Origin of the sequence: Gordonia aurantiaca, from assembly GCF_039939235.1 — a bacterium.
Lineage (GTDB): Bacteria > Actinomycetota > Actinomycetes > Mycobacteriales > Mycobacteriaceae > Gordonia.
This window is the reverse complement of record NZ_JBDUUF010000014.1, coordinates 12,247-26,500: the sequence shown is the minus strand read 5'-3', so window position 1 is coordinate 26,500 and position 14,254 is coordinate 12,247. Positions and strand designations below refer to the sequence as shown.

The window sequence follows — 14,254 nt, the reverse complement described above, 5'->3', positions numbered from 1 at the left end:
CTGTTGGACCATGACCGACAACACCGTTGCGCCGGCGCCTGCCGAGTCGACGACCCCCACGGGCCCCCTCGACGGCGTCACCGTGCTCGAGCTGGGCACCCTCATCGCGGGTCCGCACGCGGCCCGCCTCCTCGGCGACATGGGCGCCGACGTCATCAAGATCGAGCCGCCGGGCAAGCCCGACCCGATCCGCACCTGGGGCCAGGCCGAGGTCGACGGCATCCGCTTCTACTGGACGGTGCACGGGCGCAACAAGAAGGCGATCACCCTCGACCTGCGCAGCGACCGTGGGCGCGAGATCTTCCTGCAGCTGGCCGAGAAGGCCGACATCGTCGTCGAGAACTTCCGCCCCGGCACCCTGGAACGCCTCGGCATCGGACCCGACGTGTTGTCCGAGCGCAACCAGGGGATCATCGTCGTGCGCGTGTCCGGGTACGGACAGACCGGACCCGATGCCTCGCGCGCCGGCTACGCCTCGGTCGCCGAAGCCGCAAGCGGCCTGCGACATCTCAACGGCTATCCGGGACAATTGCCTCCGCGTCTGGCACTTTCGCTCGGCGACACCCTGGCCGGAATGTTCGCGGCGCAGGGCGCGCTCGCCGCGCTGTATCGACGGACGGTGACCGGCAGAGGCCAGGTGGTCGACACCTCGCTCATCGAATCCTGTGTGGCCGTTCAGGAATCGACGATCCCCGACTACGACGTGGGCGGCATCGTGCGCGGCCCGTCGGGCACGCGGCTCGACGGCATCGCACCGTCGAACCTCTACCCCACCGCCGACGGCACGCATGTGATCATCGCGGCCAACCAGGACTCGGTGTTCGCGCGACTGTGCCAGGCGATGGGGCAGCCCGAACTCGCGACCGACGAGCGGTTCGCCGACCACGCCGCGCGCGGCCGCAACCAGGACGAGCTCGACGCACTGATCGGCGAATGGTCGTCCCAGCACTCCGCGGACAAGCTCACCGAGATCCTCAGCGTGGCCGGTGTCGTCGTCGGACCCGTCAACACGGTCCGCGAGGTGGTCGCCGACCCGCACCTGCGGGCCCGGGGCATGATCGCCGAACACTACGACGAACGCGCACACCGCACGGTGCTGGGACCGGGCGTGGTCCCGCAGTTCAGCGAGACCCCCGGCGGCATCCGGCGCGCCGGTCCGCCGTCGCCCGGGTGCGACAACGAGGCGGTGTACGGCGGGCTGCTGGGCTTCTCGGCAGGGGAGATCGAAGAGCTGAGGGCATCCGGGGTCATCTGACGCGATGTCATCGGACCCTATTCGGCATCCACCCCTGGGATCCGCCCTCCACGAGACGGCCGGCGACGAGATGTCGCCGGTGCCGCCCCGAGGGCGCTTTCCCGGGGTCGGTTCTCGAATCGGCGAGAAGTAAGGGATACCCCGGGTAGAAAGTTCGGCGTGCCGAATCTACAGTGTCGGTATGCCCAAGACCTGTGTCGTCCGATGGCTCGCGCCCATCGGCGCCCTGCTGGTGGCGCTGATGGTCGTCCCCGGCTGCACACTGTCGGGTCGGTTACCCGACGAGAAGGTGGTCCTGACGACCTTCACGGTCCTCGCCGACATCGCGTCGAACGTCGCCGGCGACCGCCTGCGCGTGGAGTCGCTGACAAAACCGGGCGCCGAGATCCACGGGTACGAACCCACTCCGGGTGACGTCCGCCGGGCCGCCACGGCGTCGCTGGTCGTCGACAACGGCCTGAACCTCGAGGGGTGGTTCGGGCAGTTCGTCGACGGCCTCGACGTCGAGCACGTCGTCGCGAGCGAGGGGGTCGAACCCATCGACATCGCGTCGGATGCCCATGCGGGCAAGCCGAATCCGCACGCGTGGATGAGTCCGGTCAACGTCGGGATCTACGTCGACAACCTGGTGCGCGCCTTCACCGAGCTCGATCCCGAGGGTGCGGACGTCTTCACGGCCAACGGCGCGGCGTACAAGAAGCAGTTGCAGCAGGTGCAGACCGACCTCGTCTCCGCGCTGGACCGGCTGCCGGCCAACGAGCGCGCGCTCGTCACCTGCGAGGGCGCCTTCTCCTACCTGGCGCGTGACGCCGGACTCGCCGAGCGCTACATCTGGCCGGTCAACGCCGAGCAGCAGGCGACGCCACAGCAGGTCGCCGCGGTCATCGACTTCGTCCGAAAGAACAAGGTGCCCGCGGTGTTCTGCGAGTCGACCGTGTCCGACGCGGCGATGCACCAGGTCGTCGCGGCGACCGGCGCACGGTTCGGCGGCACCCTCTACGTCGATTCCCTGTCGGAGGCCGACGGCCCGGTGCCCACCTACCTCGATCTGATCCGCCACGACGTCCGCACCATCGTGACCGGGCTGACGGGAGACAACCGATGATCACCTCACACGCCATCGAGGTCGACGACGTGACCGTGCGCTACGGCCGCATCCTCGCGCTCGACCACGCGTCCGTGCGCGTCCCGACCGGCCGCGTGTGCGCGCTCGTCGGAATGAACGGGTCGGGCAAGTCGACGCTGTTCAAGACCATCGTCGGGTCCGTCGCTCCCACAACGGGTTCGGTGAGTCTCGCGGGCAGGTCCCCGGCCGCGGCACGGAAAGCGGGCCTCGTCGGTTATGTGCCGCAGTCGGAGGACATCGACTGGTCGTTCCCGCTGTCGGTGCGGGAGGTCGTGATGACCGGCCGCTACGGGCACCTCGGCTTCACCCGACGCCCCAAGCGCGCCGACCACGACGCCGTCGACGAGGCGCTGGCCCGCGTCGAACTCACCGACTGCGCCGACCGGCAGATCGGCCAGCTCTCCGGCGGCCAGCGCAAGCGTGCCTTCGTGGCCCGCGGCATCGCGCAGGGTGCGTCGATCCTGCTGCTCGACGAACCGTTCGCCGGGGTCGACAAGCGCACCGAGGCGACGATCAGCACCCTGCTGCGGGAACTCGCCGACTCCGGGGTGACGATCCTGATCTCCACGCACGACCTGGCGGTGCTGCCCGAACTCGCCGACGAGGCGATCCTGCTGATGCGCCGCGTCGTCGCGCAGGGCGACCCTTCCGAGGTCATCACCACCGAGAACCTGGTCCGCGCCTTCGGGCTCGACCCCCTCGACCGCACGCGCGAGCGCCGGGAGGAGGCCTCATGACCACCGTCGTCGACCATCTCCTCGACCCGTTCGCCTATGCCTTCATGACGCGGGCGCTGTGGGCGACGCTGATCTCGTCGGTCGTGTGCGCGCTGTTGTCGTGCTGGTTGGTGCTGATCGGCTGGTCGCTGATGGGCGACGCGGTCTCGCATGCGGTGCTCCCGGGTGTCGTGCTCGCCTACATCGCAGGCATCCCGTTCGCGGTCGGCGCCGTCGTGTTCGGTTTCCTCGCGGTGGCGATGATCGGCGCGGTCCGCGACGGCAGCCGGGTGAAGGAGGACGCCGCGATCGGCATCGTCTTCACGACGCTGTTCGCATTGGGCCTGGTGCTGATCTCGGTGACGCCGAGCCAGACCGACCTCAACCACATCGTCTTCGGCAACCTGCTGGGCGTCTCGGCGTCGGATCTCGTGCAGATCGCGGTGCTCGGCGCGATCGTCGCGGTCATCCTGTTGCTGAAACGGCGCGACTTCACCCTCTACGCCTTCGATCCCACGCACGCCTTCGCGATCGGGCTGAGCCCGCGGCTGCTCGGCGCCGCGCTCCTCGCGCTGCTGGCGCTGACCGCGGTGACCGCGCTGCAGGTCGTCGGCATCGTGCTGGTGGTGGCGATGCTGATCATCCCCGGTGCGACCGCCCAGCTGCTGACCAACAGGTTCGGCCGGATGCTGATCATCGCCCCCGCCATATCCGCGCTCTGCGGCGTGATCGGCCTGTACGTCTCCTACTACCAGGACACGTCGCCGGGCGGGATGGTCGTCCTGGTGCAGGGCATCGCGTTCCTGCTCGTCTTCCTGTTCGGTCCGACGCACGGTGTCGTCGGCAAGCGACGCCGGCACCGGGAGCGCGCCCTGGCCGACGCCGCGGGCTGAGCACGCGCCGGCGTCAGGGTCGCCGCGGATCCGCGCCGTGGGCGTTCCCAGGAGATGTACAGGCTGCGGGCAGGCCTGTTCCAGAGTCCGTGGGCACCATGGCGTTCGCTACCGGGTCGACGGCCCGGACATTCGCGACAGCCAACGGAAGTGGAGTATGAACACGACGCCCGAGTATCCGAACCCGGAGAACCCGAACGGCCCCACCGACCGGCCGACCGAGCCGCTCGCGGAGCCACCCACAGAGCAGATGACCGAGCAGCCCACCGAGCAGATGGCCACCCCTGCCGCCGCGCCGTACGTCGCGCCCGTCGCCGACGCCCCGGCCGGCGGCCCTGCTACCGGTGAGCCCGCGGGCGCAGCCCCGGCGCCGACGACCACGCCAGCGAAGTCCAGGACCCTGGTGCTCGTCGCCTGCGGTGTCGGCATCGCCCTCGTCGCCGGCGCGCTCGGGTTCGGTGCCGGGTACATCACGGGAGACGAGACCTCCGATCACCCGAGGCGCCATGCCGGGTGGAGTCATGACCGTCCCGCATTCGGCGAGCATCCCGGCGACGGTTCGCGCGGGCACTTCCGTGGCGGCCCCGGCGGTGACGGTCAGGGGCGGCCCGCCCTCCCCGGACCGTGGGACGGCCGGGATCGGAACCACGGCCAGCGCAACCAGGCGCCCGACCGCCAGGGCACCGACCGGCAGGCGCCGGGCCGGCAGCCCACCACCCAGCAGCAATCACAGCCCAGCTGATCCGGCCCGGCGATCCTGCCCTCCGGACAAGAAGGCGCCCCACCGGTGATCAGGTGGGGCGCCTTTGCGTGGAGCTGCCGGGAATTGAACCCGGGTCCTCCGTCGTGTTGGTAGGGCTTCTCCGTGTGCAGTCCGCTGTGTCTCTACTTGGATCTCCCGGTCACGCGGACAAGCCGGGATGACGATCCCAGTCGCTGTTGGTTGTCCCGTCCTCCCCCGCGACCGGCGAGGACGGTGAGTTCCCTGCAGATGATGCCGGCGACCGGGTTCGGGAACACAACCCGGGCCGACAGACTAGCCGTCGCTGATCAGGCAGCGAGGGCGTAGTCGCGCTGATTGGAATCGGCGCTTAATTGGTTGCTGCGACGCTCACGGTGGTCTCCAGCCTGCACCGACACGCTTCCCCTACCTCGACGCACGTAGTCGAAACCGATCAGCCCCGAGATAGGTGTTGCCGCCGACCTTTCGGCCGACGAACACTCAGTCTAACAACACTCACGGCCGGGATCATTCCCGTTTCCGCGACCGCCTGCGCGACGCGCGTCACATGCCCTTCACGCGGCGGCCGATCTCGCGTTCCACCTCGCGCTGGGCGGTGCGGCGGGCGATGTCCTGCCGCTTGTCGTGGGCCTGCTTGCCGCGGGCCAGCGCGAGCTCGACCTTCACCCGGCCGTCCTTGAAGTACAGCGACAACGGCACCAGCGTGAGATTGCCGTCGCGGAGCTTGCCGATGAGCGTGTCGATCTCGCGACGGTGCAGCAGCAGCTTGCGCTTGCGGCGGACGTTGTGGTTGGTCCACGAGCCGTGCCCGTACTCCGCGATGTGCAGGGCGTGCAGCCACACCTCGCCGTCCTCGATGGTGGCGAACGCGTCGACCAGCGATGCCTTGCCGGCACGCAGGCTCTTGACCTCGGTGCCGACGAGCGCGATGCCGGCCTCGTAGACGTCGAGGATGGTGTAGTTGTGCCGCGCCTTGCGGTTCGTCGCAATCACGTTGCGGCCCTTCTCCCTGGGCACCACTCACCTCCTCGTGAACTCATCCGGCCGCGAACGGCCGGCAACCATCATCTCAGCGCCGCACCCGCCACCGGTCGCCCGGGGTCACTCCCGGACGTAGACGCGCAGCGTGACATACGCCGTCGCACCGGCCAGCACGATGCCGCCGAGGATCAGCCACGGCGCCACGAACAGCACGTCGGCCAGTTCGATGCGGGCGAAGAAGCTCACACCGTACAGCTCCTTGAGCGCGGTGTCGAAGAAGAATTTCTTGGCCAGCAGCAGACCGCCGATCGCCAGCAGCGCGCCGACAAGGGCGGACACCACCGCCTCCAGCAGGAAGGGCAACTGCGTGTACCACCGTGTCGCGCCCACCAGGCGCATGATCGACACCTCGGTACGTCTGGTGAACGCCGCGATCTGAACGGTGTTGATGATCAACAGGATCGCCGCGACCGCGAGGACCGATGCGATCGCGAAGGTCGCGTTCCGCACCCCGTCGAGCACGCTGAAGATGCGTTGCACCAGTTTGCGGTCATCCTTGAAGGCGTCGACGCCGAGGTCCTTGCGGTTCGCGTACTCGTTGAGGACCGTGTCGAACTGGCCCGGGTCGGAGACGCGCACGCGCAGCGACGCGGGAAGCGTTCCCTCGACGATGTTCTCGGCGAGGTCGGGGTTGTTGGCGAAGATCTCCTTGGCGCGCTTGTACGCCTCGTCCTTGTCGATGTAGGTCACCGACGTCACGCCCGCCTCGTTCTCCAGCCCGCGGCGCAGCTGCGCGCACGGGTCGTTCTCACACTGCGGATCCCGCTCGGTCACCTCGGGGTTGATGTAGAACTCCATCTCGACCCGGTCGAGGAAGATCTTCTGGCTCTTCTCGGCCATCTGGATCACCAGCAGACCGCCGCCGAACATGCCGAGCGTGATCGCCGTGGTGATGATCATCGCGATGGTCATGGTCGCGTTGCGGCGAAGTCCGTTGAGGACCTCGGTGATGATGAAATGCGCTCGCATGCTTGCTCAGACGTCCTTGGGGTCGGTGGAGGCGTGAGGAACTGAAGGCTTCGCGGCGGTCAGCCGATGCCGTACACGCCCTGCTGGTCGTTGCGGACGAGCTGCCCGTTGTCGAACTCGAGGACCCGGCGACGCATCGCGTCGACGATATGACGGTCGTGGGTCGCCATGATGACCGTGGTGCCGCGACGGTTCACGCGGTCGAGGACGTCCACGATCTCCTCACTGGTCTCCGGGTCGAGGTTGCCGGTCGGCTCGTCGGCCAGTAGCACCAGCGGCCGGTTGACGATCGCGCGGGCGATCGCGACGCGCTGCATCTCACCACCGGAGAGCTCGTTGGGCATGCGGTCGTGCTTGCCCTCCAGTCCGACGTACTCGAGCACCTCCGGCACGACCCGCTGGATCGTCGACCGCGGCCGCCCGATCACCTCGAGCGCGAAGGCGACGTTCTCGGCGACGGTCTTCTTCTGCAGCAGACGGAAGTCCTGGAACACGCAGCCGATCGACTGGCGCAGCTTCGGGACCGCGCGGGCGCGCAGCTTGTTGACGTGGAGTTCACCGAGGTAGATGTCGCCGCTCGTCGGCCGGTCCTCTTTGAGCAGCAGCCGGAAGAACGTCGACTTGCCCGAACCCGACGGCCCGATGAGAAACGCGAACTCCCCCTTGTCGATCTCGAAGCTCAGGTCCTTCAGAGCCGGCCGAGAGGATGCCTTGTATTGCATCGTGACGTTCTCCAGCTTGATCACGATGAGCCAGTGTAACGACGACGCCTGAGAGTCCGTTCAGGCGCGACACCCGATACCAGCGGACCTTCTGACCAGCGTCGACGCGATACTCAGCGTGTCGGGACGGGCGTCGTCGGCGTCTGCGGGGCGAAGTTGGGGATCTCCACGCCGGGCAGGCCCGGGACCGTCTGCCGTGTGGTGGACGGTGCCGTCCGGGGGCCCTCGCCCGGTGACGAGGTTCCTCCCGGGCCCTCCTCCACGGCCCCCGGCTCCCCTGGCGACGGGGACTCCGACGTCGATTCCGAGAGGATCTCGGTCGATGACGGCACGGGCTCGGTGTATTCCGGCTCCTCGACGATCTGCGAGGTCCGCGGTGCCGGACGCGCCGGCTGCGGTTCGACGACCCCGTACCGCTGCGACGTGTAGCCGTACAGCAGGCAGCACGCGATGAAGACGACGAACAGCACGACGCTGCTCAGGCGGATGGTGGTCCTGCCGAGGTACTGATTCCACCGGAGCCCGCGTCGGCGTCGCGCGGGATCGGCATGGGTCTGCGGTGATCCCGAGTCCGGGGAGCCGGCGCGCTGCGAGCCGGGCCCCGAGGACCGGGAGCGATCCGGGTCGGCCATCACTCGTCTCCGTCCTCGTCGCGGTCGCGTCCCTGATCGGCGAAACTCGTCGGTGGCCCGCCCGATGCCTGCACCTCACGGCCCGCCGGGACGATGATGCCCTCCCGAGCCAACGCGCGGATGATGTGGACGCGCAGCGCACGGCCGACCTCGAACTGCTTGCCGGGCAGGGTGCGGGTCACCATGCGCACGGTGATCGAGTCGAGTTCGAGGCTGATCACACCGAGCGACGACGGCGCGTCGAGCAGCAGGTCGTGCCAGCGCGGGATCTCGTAGAACTCGCGACCGACCCGGTCGAGGGTGTCGTTGACCAGCCCGATGTCGGCCTCGGACGGCACCGGCACGTCGACGACGGCCCGCGCCCAGTCCTTGGACAGGTTGGTGGCCTTGATGATCTGGCCGTTCGGAACCGTGATGACCTCGCCCTCGCTGGTGCGCAGCTTGGTCACGCGCAGCGTCACGTCCTCGACGGTGCCCTGCGCCGAGCCGTTGCCGGTGACGGTCAGGTCGACCACGTCGCCGTATCCGTACTGTTTCTCGGCGACCACGAAGAACCCGGCGAGGATGTCCTGGACGATGCGCTGGGCGCCGAAGCCGAGCGCGGCACCGACGACGGCGGTCGGACCGGTGAGCCCGCTGATCGGGATGCCGACCACGCCCAGGATGTGGATGATCACGATGACCGCGATCGCCACGATCAGGGTCCACGCGACCACGTCGACCAGGGCGCGACGATGCTTGGCGTCCTCGGTCTGGACGATGAGGTCGCTGGTGGAGAACTGAGCCTCCAGACGCGTCGCGTACTTGTTCGCGAACCAGCGGATCAGCCGGGCGAGCAGGACGGCGCCGAGAATCCAGCAGACGATCTCGAGCCCGTTGGTGGCCAGCCAGACATACACCCGGCCGACGAGAAGCTCGGTCGAGGACGGCTCGGCCGCCAGCAACTGGAACCCCGGCTGTCCGATCACGCTTCGGCGGACGCCATCCGCCAGCGGATGCCGGCCTCGATGAACTTGTCGATGTCACCGTCGAGCACGGCGGCCGGGTTGTTGTCCTCGACGCCGGTCCGCAGGTCCTTGACCATCTGGTACGGGTGCAGGACGTAGGAGCGCATCTGGTTGCCCCAGCTGGAACCGCCGTCACCCTTGAGCGCGTCCATCTCGGCGCGCTCCTCCTGGCGCTTGCGCTCGAGGAGCTTGGCCTGCAGCACTCGCATGGCCGATGCCTTGTTCTGCAGCTGGCTCTTCTCGTTCTGACAGGTCACCACGATGCCCGTCGGGATGTGGGTGAGGCGGACGGCCGAGTCGGTGGTGTTGACCGACTGACCACCCGGGCCCGACGACCGGTAGACGTCGACCTTGATGTCGTTCTCGTCGATGTCGATGTGGTCGGTCTGCTCGACCACCGGCAACACCTCGACCTCGGCGAACGAGGTCTGGCGCCGGCTCTGGTTGTCGAACGGGCTGATGCGGACGAGGCGGTGCGTGCCCTGCTCGACCGACAGCGTGCCGTACATGTACGGGGCCTTGATCGCGAAGGTGGCCGACTTGAGGCCGGCCTCCTCGGCGTACGAGGTGTCGTAGACCTCGACACCGTAGTCGTGCTTCTCGGCCCAGCGGATGTACATGCGCATGAGCATCTGCGCCCAGTCCGCGGCGTCGACGCCGCCGGCGCCGGCGCGGATGTTCACGACGGCCTCACGGGCGTCGTACTCGCCGGCCAGCATCGTCTTGACCTCCATGGCCTCGATGTCGGCGCGGAGGCTGGCCCGCTCGGCGTCGGCGTCGGCCAGGGCGGCGGCGCGGTCCTCGCCCTCCTCGGCCTCGGCGAGCTCGTAGTGCACGGGCAGGTCCTCGAGACGCTGGCGCAGCTCGGTCACCTTGCGAAGTTCGGACTGCGCGTGGGACAGCTCGCTGGTGACCTTCTGGGCGTGGTCCTGGTCGTTCCACAGGTCGGGATCGGAGGCCTGCATCTCGAGCTCGTCGATTCGACGACGCAACTCGTCCAGGTCGAGCACCTTCTCCACGGTGGTCAAGGTGGCGTCGAGGGCTTCGAGGTCTGCGGTCACGTCGGGATGCACAATCATCCAGAGTACCGACCTCGGACCGGGTCAGACAGCGTCGGGCACCGACTAACCGGGCGATCGGCTCCGCCGGTCAGTTCTTGCCGAGATCGACGGGCGGTTCCGGATCGGGCAGAACCCCGAACTGCCAGGACGTGACGGCCTTGTGCGGCTTGTAGATCACCGGCAGGTCGTCGCCGACCTTGGGCCACGGGTCCCCCTCGCCGAGGACGAGGGTGCCGTACACGTCGGTCGGGTTCGTCTCCGGCCCGACGATGGTGCCGGTGATGGTGCAGAACCGTCGGCCGTTCTTGTCCGCGGCATTCTTCGGGTCATACTCGTTGTCCGAGATGCCGACGACCGTCATCGTGCCCTGCACATACTGCGACGCCTTCGCCGCCGAGAGCCCCTGCGGGTTGCGGCCACGCTGCCACTGCACGACCAGCGCCACCACGAGGGCGGCCAACAGCAGGGTGAACACCACGGTCAGCACCATGAGGGCTACCCTACCGGGCATGTCCGCCGACCCCGGCCCGAAAGCCACCGACGCCCCGGATCCCCAGACGATCGAGGACGATCTCGAACTCGCGATGTCGCTCGCCGAGTCCGCCGACGCGCTCACCTTCGAGCGGTTCGGCGCGGTCGACCTGCGCGTCGACAGCAAGCCCGACCTCACCCCGGTCTCCGACGCCGACCTCGCATGCGAGCGGATGATCCGCGACCGCCTCGCGGCCCGACGCCCCGACGACACCGTCCTCGGTGAGGAATTCGGCGGCGACGCGACGCTGTCCGGCCGACAGTGGGTCATCGACCCGATCGACGGCACCAAGAACTTCGTCCGCGGCGTCCCGGTCTGGGCCACCCTCATCGCGCTGCTCGTCGACGGCGTCCCGACCGTCGGTGTCGTGTCGGCCCCGGCGCTTCGTCGACGCTGGTGGGCCGCGACCGGCCTCGGCGCGCACACGCGCTTCGACGACGAGGACGCCCGCGAGATCTCGGTGTCGGGCGTCGCCGACCTCGCCTCGTCGAGCCTGGCCTTCTCGAGCCTCTCGGGGTGGAAGGACCGCGGCATCCGCGACCGGTTCGTCGACCTGACCGACCGGGTATGGCGCGTCCGCGGCTACGGCGACTTCTTCAACTACTGCCTCGTCGCCGAGGGCGCGGTCGACATCGCCGCCGAACCCGAGGTGTCGCTGTGGGATCTCGCCGCGCTCGATGTCCTCGTCCGCGAGGCCGGCGGGCGGTTCACGTCGGTCGAGGGCACTCCCGGCCCGGGCGGCGGCAGCGCGGTCGCGACCAACGGACTGCTGCACGACGAGGTGCTGGCAGCGCTGCGCTGACATAAGAGGCCGGGACGGGAGACCGCCCCGTGCCCTCCTTCGACCACATGCAGGTGTGACTCACACCTCGGTGCCCTGCTCCTCGGTGAGCACCGTGAACTCCGTGGCCTCGTCCTTCATCTCCGACAGTCGCCCGTAGTGGATGCCGGTGCCGGCGTCCGACAGGATCGCCTGGTGGATCGGGACGGCGACGCGGGGCGCCATCGCGCGCAGGTAGTCGACGGACTCGCTGATCTTCATCCACGGCGCCGCCGATGGGAGCGCGAGGACGTCGATCTTCTCGAACGGGATGTAGAACGAGTCGCCCGGATGCATGAACTGTCCGGGCTTCTCGGCGGTGCCCAGGATGTAGGCGACGTTGTCGATGACCGGGATCTCGGGGTGGATCACCGCGTGCCGACCACCGGTGAACCGCGCCGTGAGCGAACCGATCTCGATCTGCTCGCCACTGTGCGCCGCCGTCCACCTGCCGGCGACGTTGTCGCCGTTGAGCTGCGCGGTGGTCTGCGGATCGGCGTAGAGCACCGCATCCGGGTTGGCCGCCACGAGATCCGGCAGCTTCGCCACGTCGCAGTGGTCGGGGTGCTGATGGGTGATCAGGATCGCGTCGAGGCCGCTGATGCCCTCGAACCCGTGCGAGAAGTTGCCCGGGTCGAACAGCACCTTGGTCCCGTCGATCTCGACGAGCAGACATGAGTGACCGAAGTGGGTGATCTGCATGACTCCACTCTGCCCGGTTCAGACGACGACAGGGAAGAGCCCCCATCCCGCCGCCGCGTCGACGATCCGCACCAGTCCGTAGGCGAGCCACACCCCGAGCAGCACCGCACCCGCCCGACCCAGGGCCAGGTCCCGCCAGTTCGCCAGCGGAGACCCCCGACGCCGCACCAGCGTCGCGACGGCCAGCACCACGGTGACCGCGGTCAGCACGAGGAACACCGGCCCGAACACGTTGAACCGGACGGCGGCCGCGACGTCGCCGTGCATCAGCGCCACCCAACTGCGGGTGAGTCCACAGCCCGGGCACGGCAGGCCGGTCAGCAGTGCGAACGGACAGATTCCCGGCCCCGATTCGATGCCCGCGGGAGTGAGGACGCACGCCGCCGCGAGTGCCGCGGCCCCGGCGCACCCGACGACCGCAGCACCCACTGCGGCGGTGGGCGATAAGTGCAGGTCGGCGTGGGGATCGACGGTCACGCGGCCAGCCTAACGCGCACCGCGGCGACGGTCGTCGGACAAGTGCGTGACAAACTTCTTACTTCAGAGTAAGGTCTGGACTTACTACCGAGTAAGATCGGTCCGAAAACATGCGCCCCACCGGGGCGGTGAGTCGAGAGGCCCCCACCGGGGCAACTGGAAGAAACGGCTGGTGATCATGACAACTCACACCGAACCGCGCGACACCTCCGCAGTCGGCCGCAACCCGCATCCCCGCAACTTCATCGGCACCGCGATGCGCGTGCTGACGACGGTCACCGGGTCGGAGTTCGCCGAGAAGTACAAGATCCGCGAGCCCATCAACCGCGTCGCCTACCAGGCCACCAAGACCGGTTTCCAGACCCTCGGCGCCGCGAACCGCGCCTTCAAGAAGGTCCAGGGCGGTTCGGGCGAGGCCAAGCGCCTGACCACCGCTCCCAAGGACTACTTCAACCTCACCCCCGACGACGAGCAGCAGATGATCGCCGAGACGGTCAAGGACTTCGCCGTCGAGATCCTGCGTCCGGCCGCCCACGACGCCGACGAGAACGCCTCCGCGCCCGAGGACATCGTCAAGCGCTCCGCCGAACTCGGCATCACGATGATCAACGTGCCCGAGGACTTCGAGGGTGCGGCCACCGAGCGCGGCGTGGTCACCAACGCGCTCGTCGCCGAGGCGATGGCCTACGGCGACATGGGTCTGGCGATCCCGCTGCTCGCCCCGAGCGGCGTCGCCACGACCCTCACCAACTTCGGCACCGACGAGCAGCAGCGCACCTACCTGCCGGACTTCGCCGGTGAGAACGTGCCGCAGTCCGCGGTCGTCGTCGCCGAGCCGAGGCCGCTGTTCGACGCGTTCAACCTGTCCACCAAGGCCACCCGGGTGCCAAGCGGCTACCGCCTCAACGGCGTGAAGTCCTTCGTCCCGGCCGCCGGGTCGTCGGAGCTGTTCATCGTCGGCGCCCAGCTCGACGGCAAGCCCGCCTTGTTCATCGTCGAGTCCGATTCCACCGGCCTGATCGTCGAGGCCGATCCCGGCATGGGTGTCCGCGCCGCCGGCATGGGCCGCCTGCTGTTGCAGGACGTCGCCGTTCCCGAGAGCGCGCTCCTCGCCGGTGACGCCGACGCCGCGTGTGCCGCCTACCGCGACGTGGTCCGCCTGTCGCGCCTGGGTTGGTCGGCGCTCGCCGCCGGCACCGGCCGCGCGGTCCTCGACTACGTGATCCCCTACGTCAACGAGCGCGAGGCCTTCGGCGAGCCGATCTCCAACCGCCAGGCGGTGGCGTTCATGGTCGCCAACATGGCCACCGAGCTCGACGCGATCCGCCTGGTCACGCTGCGCGGCGCCGCCCGCGCCGAGCAGGGCCTGAGCTTCGCCCGCGAGGCCGCCCTCGCCCGCAAGCTGACCATCGACAAGGGCCTGCAGATCGGTCTCGACGGCGTGCAGCTCCTCGGCGGCCACGGCTTCACCAAGGAGCACCCGGTCGAGCGCTGGTACCGCGACCTCCGCGGCGCGGGCATCGGCGAAGGCATCGTCGTCCTCTAGGCCGCGTGATCGA

16 protein-coding genes and 1 other RNA gene are annotated in these 14,254 nt (G+C 68.8%); 7 read left to right on the top strand and 10 right to left on the bottom strand.

Annotated features, from left to right (window positions below; genetic code table 11):
- Nucleotides 1-10: 10 nt before the first annotated feature.
- The 5 genes from ABFT43_RS20660 to ABFT43_RS20640 all read left to right on the top strand — a co-directional run bounded on the left by ABFT43_RS20660 (nucleotide 11) and on the right by ABFT43_RS20640 (nucleotide 4,732).
- Nucleotides 11-1,255 carry a CaiB/BaiF CoA transferase family protein gene (locus tag ABFT43_RS20660; RefSeq protein WP_347962153.1) on the top strand — a complete coding sequence of 415 codons (1,245 nt, stop codon included), beginning with the start codon at nucleotides 11-13 and terminating at the stop codon, nucleotides 1,253-1,255.
- 181 nt (nucleotides 1,256-1,436) lie between these two features.
- Nucleotides 1,437-2,360, top strand: coding sequence for a metal ABC transporter substrate-binding protein (locus tag ABFT43_RS20655; protein ID WP_347962152.1), 924 nt, complete (start codon nucleotides 1,437-1,439; stop codon nucleotides 2,358-2,360).
- Complete coding sequence (locus tag ABFT43_RS20650; protein WP_347962151.1) at nucleotides 2,357-3,118, top strand: metal ABC transporter ATP-binding protein; 762 nt, start codon at nucleotides 2,357-2,359, stop codon at nucleotides 3,116-3,118. The genes ABFT43_RS20655 and ABFT43_RS20650 overlap by 4 nt, the downstream gene beginning before the upstream one ends.
- The gene (locus ABFT43_RS20645; protein ID WP_347962150.1) at nucleotides 3,115-3,990 is read left to right on the top strand and encodes a metal ABC transporter permease; all 876 of its coding nucleotides are present in this window, start codon (nucleotides 3,115-3,117) and stop codon (nucleotides 3,988-3,990) included. The genes ABFT43_RS20650 and ABFT43_RS20645 overlap by 4 nt, the downstream gene beginning before the upstream one ends.
- 157 nt (nucleotides 3,991-4,147) lie before the next feature.
- Complete coding sequence (locus ABFT43_RS20640; protein WP_347962149.1) at nucleotides 4,148-4,732, top strand: hypothetical protein; 585 nt, start codon at nucleotides 4,148-4,150, stop codon at nucleotides 4,730-4,732.
- Between the two features lie 66 nt (nucleotides 4,733-4,798).
- Here ABFT43_RS20640 and ssrA read toward each other — a convergent pair.
- From ssrA to ABFT43_RS20600, 8 genes are all read right to left on the bottom strand, one after another.
- Nucleotides 4,799-5,173: a transfer-messenger RNA gene (gene ssrA / locus ABFT43_RS20635) on the bottom strand.
- A gap of 102 nt (nucleotides 5,174-5,275) precedes the next feature.
- Nucleotides 5,276-5,749 carry an SsrA-binding protein SmpB gene (smpB, locus tag ABFT43_RS20630; RefSeq protein WP_347962148.1) on the bottom strand — a complete coding sequence of 158 codons (474 nt, stop codon included), beginning with the start codon at nucleotides 5,747-5,749 and terminating at the stop codon, nucleotides 5,276-5,278.
- 84 nt (nucleotides 5,750-5,833) lie between these two features.
- The gene (ftsX, locus tag ABFT43_RS20625) at nucleotides 5,834-6,742 is read right to left on the bottom strand and encodes a permease-like cell division protein FtsX (protein ID WP_347962147.1); all 909 of its coding nucleotides are present in this window, start codon (nucleotides 6,740-6,742) and stop codon (nucleotides 5,834-5,836) included.
- A 59-nt stretch (nucleotides 6,743-6,801) separates the two neighbouring features.
- The gene (gene ftsE / locus ABFT43_RS20620) at nucleotides 6,802-7,488 is read right to left on the bottom strand and encodes a cell division ATP-binding protein FtsE (RefSeq protein ID WP_347962146.1); all 687 of its coding nucleotides are present in this window, start codon (nucleotides 7,486-7,488) and stop codon (nucleotides 6,802-6,804) included.
- Between the two features lie 89 nt (nucleotides 7,489-7,577).
- Nucleotides 7,578-8,096, bottom strand: coding sequence for a hypothetical protein (locus ABFT43_RS20615; RefSeq protein ID WP_347962145.1), 519 nt, complete (start codon nucleotides 8,094-8,096; stop codon nucleotides 7,578-7,580).
- Nucleotides 8,096-9,064 (bottom strand): mechanosensitive ion channel family protein, encoded by a 969-nt coding sequence (locus ABFT43_RS20610; RefSeq protein WP_347962144.1) that lies wholly within the window; start codon nucleotides 9,062-9,064, stop codon nucleotides 8,096-8,098. The genes ABFT43_RS20615 and ABFT43_RS20610 overlap by 1 nt, the downstream gene beginning before the upstream one ends.
- The gene (prfB, locus tag ABFT43_RS20605) at nucleotides 9,061-10,176 is read right to left on the bottom strand and encodes a peptide chain release factor 2 (protein ID WP_347962196.1); all 1,116 of its coding nucleotides are present in this window, start codon (nucleotides 10,174-10,176) and stop codon (nucleotides 9,061-9,063) included. Before prfB ends, ABFT43_RS20610 begins: the two co-directional genes overlap by 4 nt.
- Nucleotides 10,177-10,252: 76 nt before the next feature.
- Nucleotides 10,253-10,654: a hypothetical protein gene (locus ABFT43_RS20600; RefSeq protein ID WP_347962195.1), complete on the bottom strand. Its 402-nt coding sequence runs from the start codon at nucleotides 10,652-10,654 to the stop codon at nucleotides 10,253-10,255.
- A 19-nt stretch (nucleotides 10,655-10,673) separates the two neighbouring features.
- Between ABFT43_RS20600 and hisN the strand changes: the two genes are divergently transcribed.
- A complete protein-coding gene (gene hisN, locus ABFT43_RS20595) occupies nucleotides 10,674-11,498 on the top strand; it encodes a histidinol-phosphatase (protein WP_347962143.1) in 825 nt (274 codons plus the stop codon).
- Between the two features lie 60 nt (nucleotides 11,499-11,558).
- On the opposite strand, the gene ABFT43_RS20590 is transcribed toward hisN, so the two are convergent.
- Nucleotides 11,559-12,218: an MBL fold metallo-hydrolase gene (locus ABFT43_RS20590; protein ID WP_347962142.1), complete on the bottom strand. Its 660-nt coding sequence runs from the start codon at nucleotides 12,216-12,218 to the stop codon at nucleotides 11,559-11,561.
- Between the two features lie 18 nt (nucleotides 12,219-12,236).
- The gene (locus ABFT43_RS20585) at nucleotides 12,237-12,695 is read right to left on the bottom strand and encodes a DUF2752 domain-containing protein (protein ID WP_347962141.1); all 459 of its coding nucleotides are present in this window, start codon (nucleotides 12,693-12,695) and stop codon (nucleotides 12,237-12,239) included.
- Nucleotides 12,696-12,873: 178 nt separating this feature from the next.
- Between ABFT43_RS20585 and ABFT43_RS20580 the strand changes: the two genes are divergently transcribed.
- Entirely contained in the window at nucleotides 12,874-14,241 is a 1,368-nt protein-coding gene (locus ABFT43_RS20580) for an acyl-CoA dehydrogenase family protein (protein WP_347962140.1), read from the top strand.
- The last annotated feature ends 13 nt before the right edge of the window (nucleotides 14,242-14,254 follow it).

Excerpts from the sequence above, each read along its gene's own strand:
- ABFT43_RS20660 (WP_347962153.1), top strand. The coding sequence starts at position 11 with ATGACCGACAACACCGTTGCGCCGGCGCCTGCCGAGTCGACGACCCCC.
- ABFT43_RS20655 (WP_347962152.1), top strand. The coding sequence starts at position 1,437 with ATGCCCAAGACCTGTGTCGTCCGATGGCTCGCGCCCATCGGCGCCCTG.
- ABFT43_RS20650 (WP_347962151.1), top strand. The coding sequence starts at position 2,357 with ATGATCACCTCACACGCCATCGAGGTCGACGACGTGACCGTGCGCTAC.
- ABFT43_RS20645 (WP_347962150.1), top strand. The coding sequence starts at position 3,115 with ATGACCACCGTCGTCGACCATCTCCTCGACCCGTTCGCCTATGCCTTC.
- ABFT43_RS20640 (WP_347962149.1), top strand. The coding sequence starts at position 4,148 with ATGAACACGACGCCCGAGTATCCGAACCCGGAGAACCCGAACGGCCCC.
- ftsX (WP_347962147.1), bottom strand. The coding sequence starts at position 6,742 with ATGCGAGCGCATTTCATCATCACCGAGGTCCTCAACGGACTTCGCCGC.
- ABFT43_RS20615 (WP_347962145.1), bottom strand. The coding sequence starts at position 8,096 with ATGGCCGACCCGGATCGCTCCCGGTCCTCGGGGCCCGGCTCGCAGCGC.
- ABFT43_RS20600 (WP_347962195.1), bottom strand. The coding sequence starts at position 10,654 with ATGGTGCTGACCGTGGTGTTCACCCTGCTGTTGGCCGCCCTCGTGGTG.
- hisN (WP_347962143.1), top strand. The coding sequence starts at position 10,674 with ATGTCCGCCGACCCCGGCCCGAAAGCCACCGACGCCCCGGATCCCCAG.
- ABFT43_RS20590 (WP_347962142.1), bottom strand. The coding sequence starts at position 12,218 with ATGCAGATCACCCACTTCGGTCACTCATGTCTGCTCGTCGAGATCGAC.
- ABFT43_RS20580 (WP_347962140.1), top strand. The coding sequence starts at position 12,874 with ATGACAACTCACACCGAACCGCGCGACACCTCCGCAGTCGGCCGCAAC.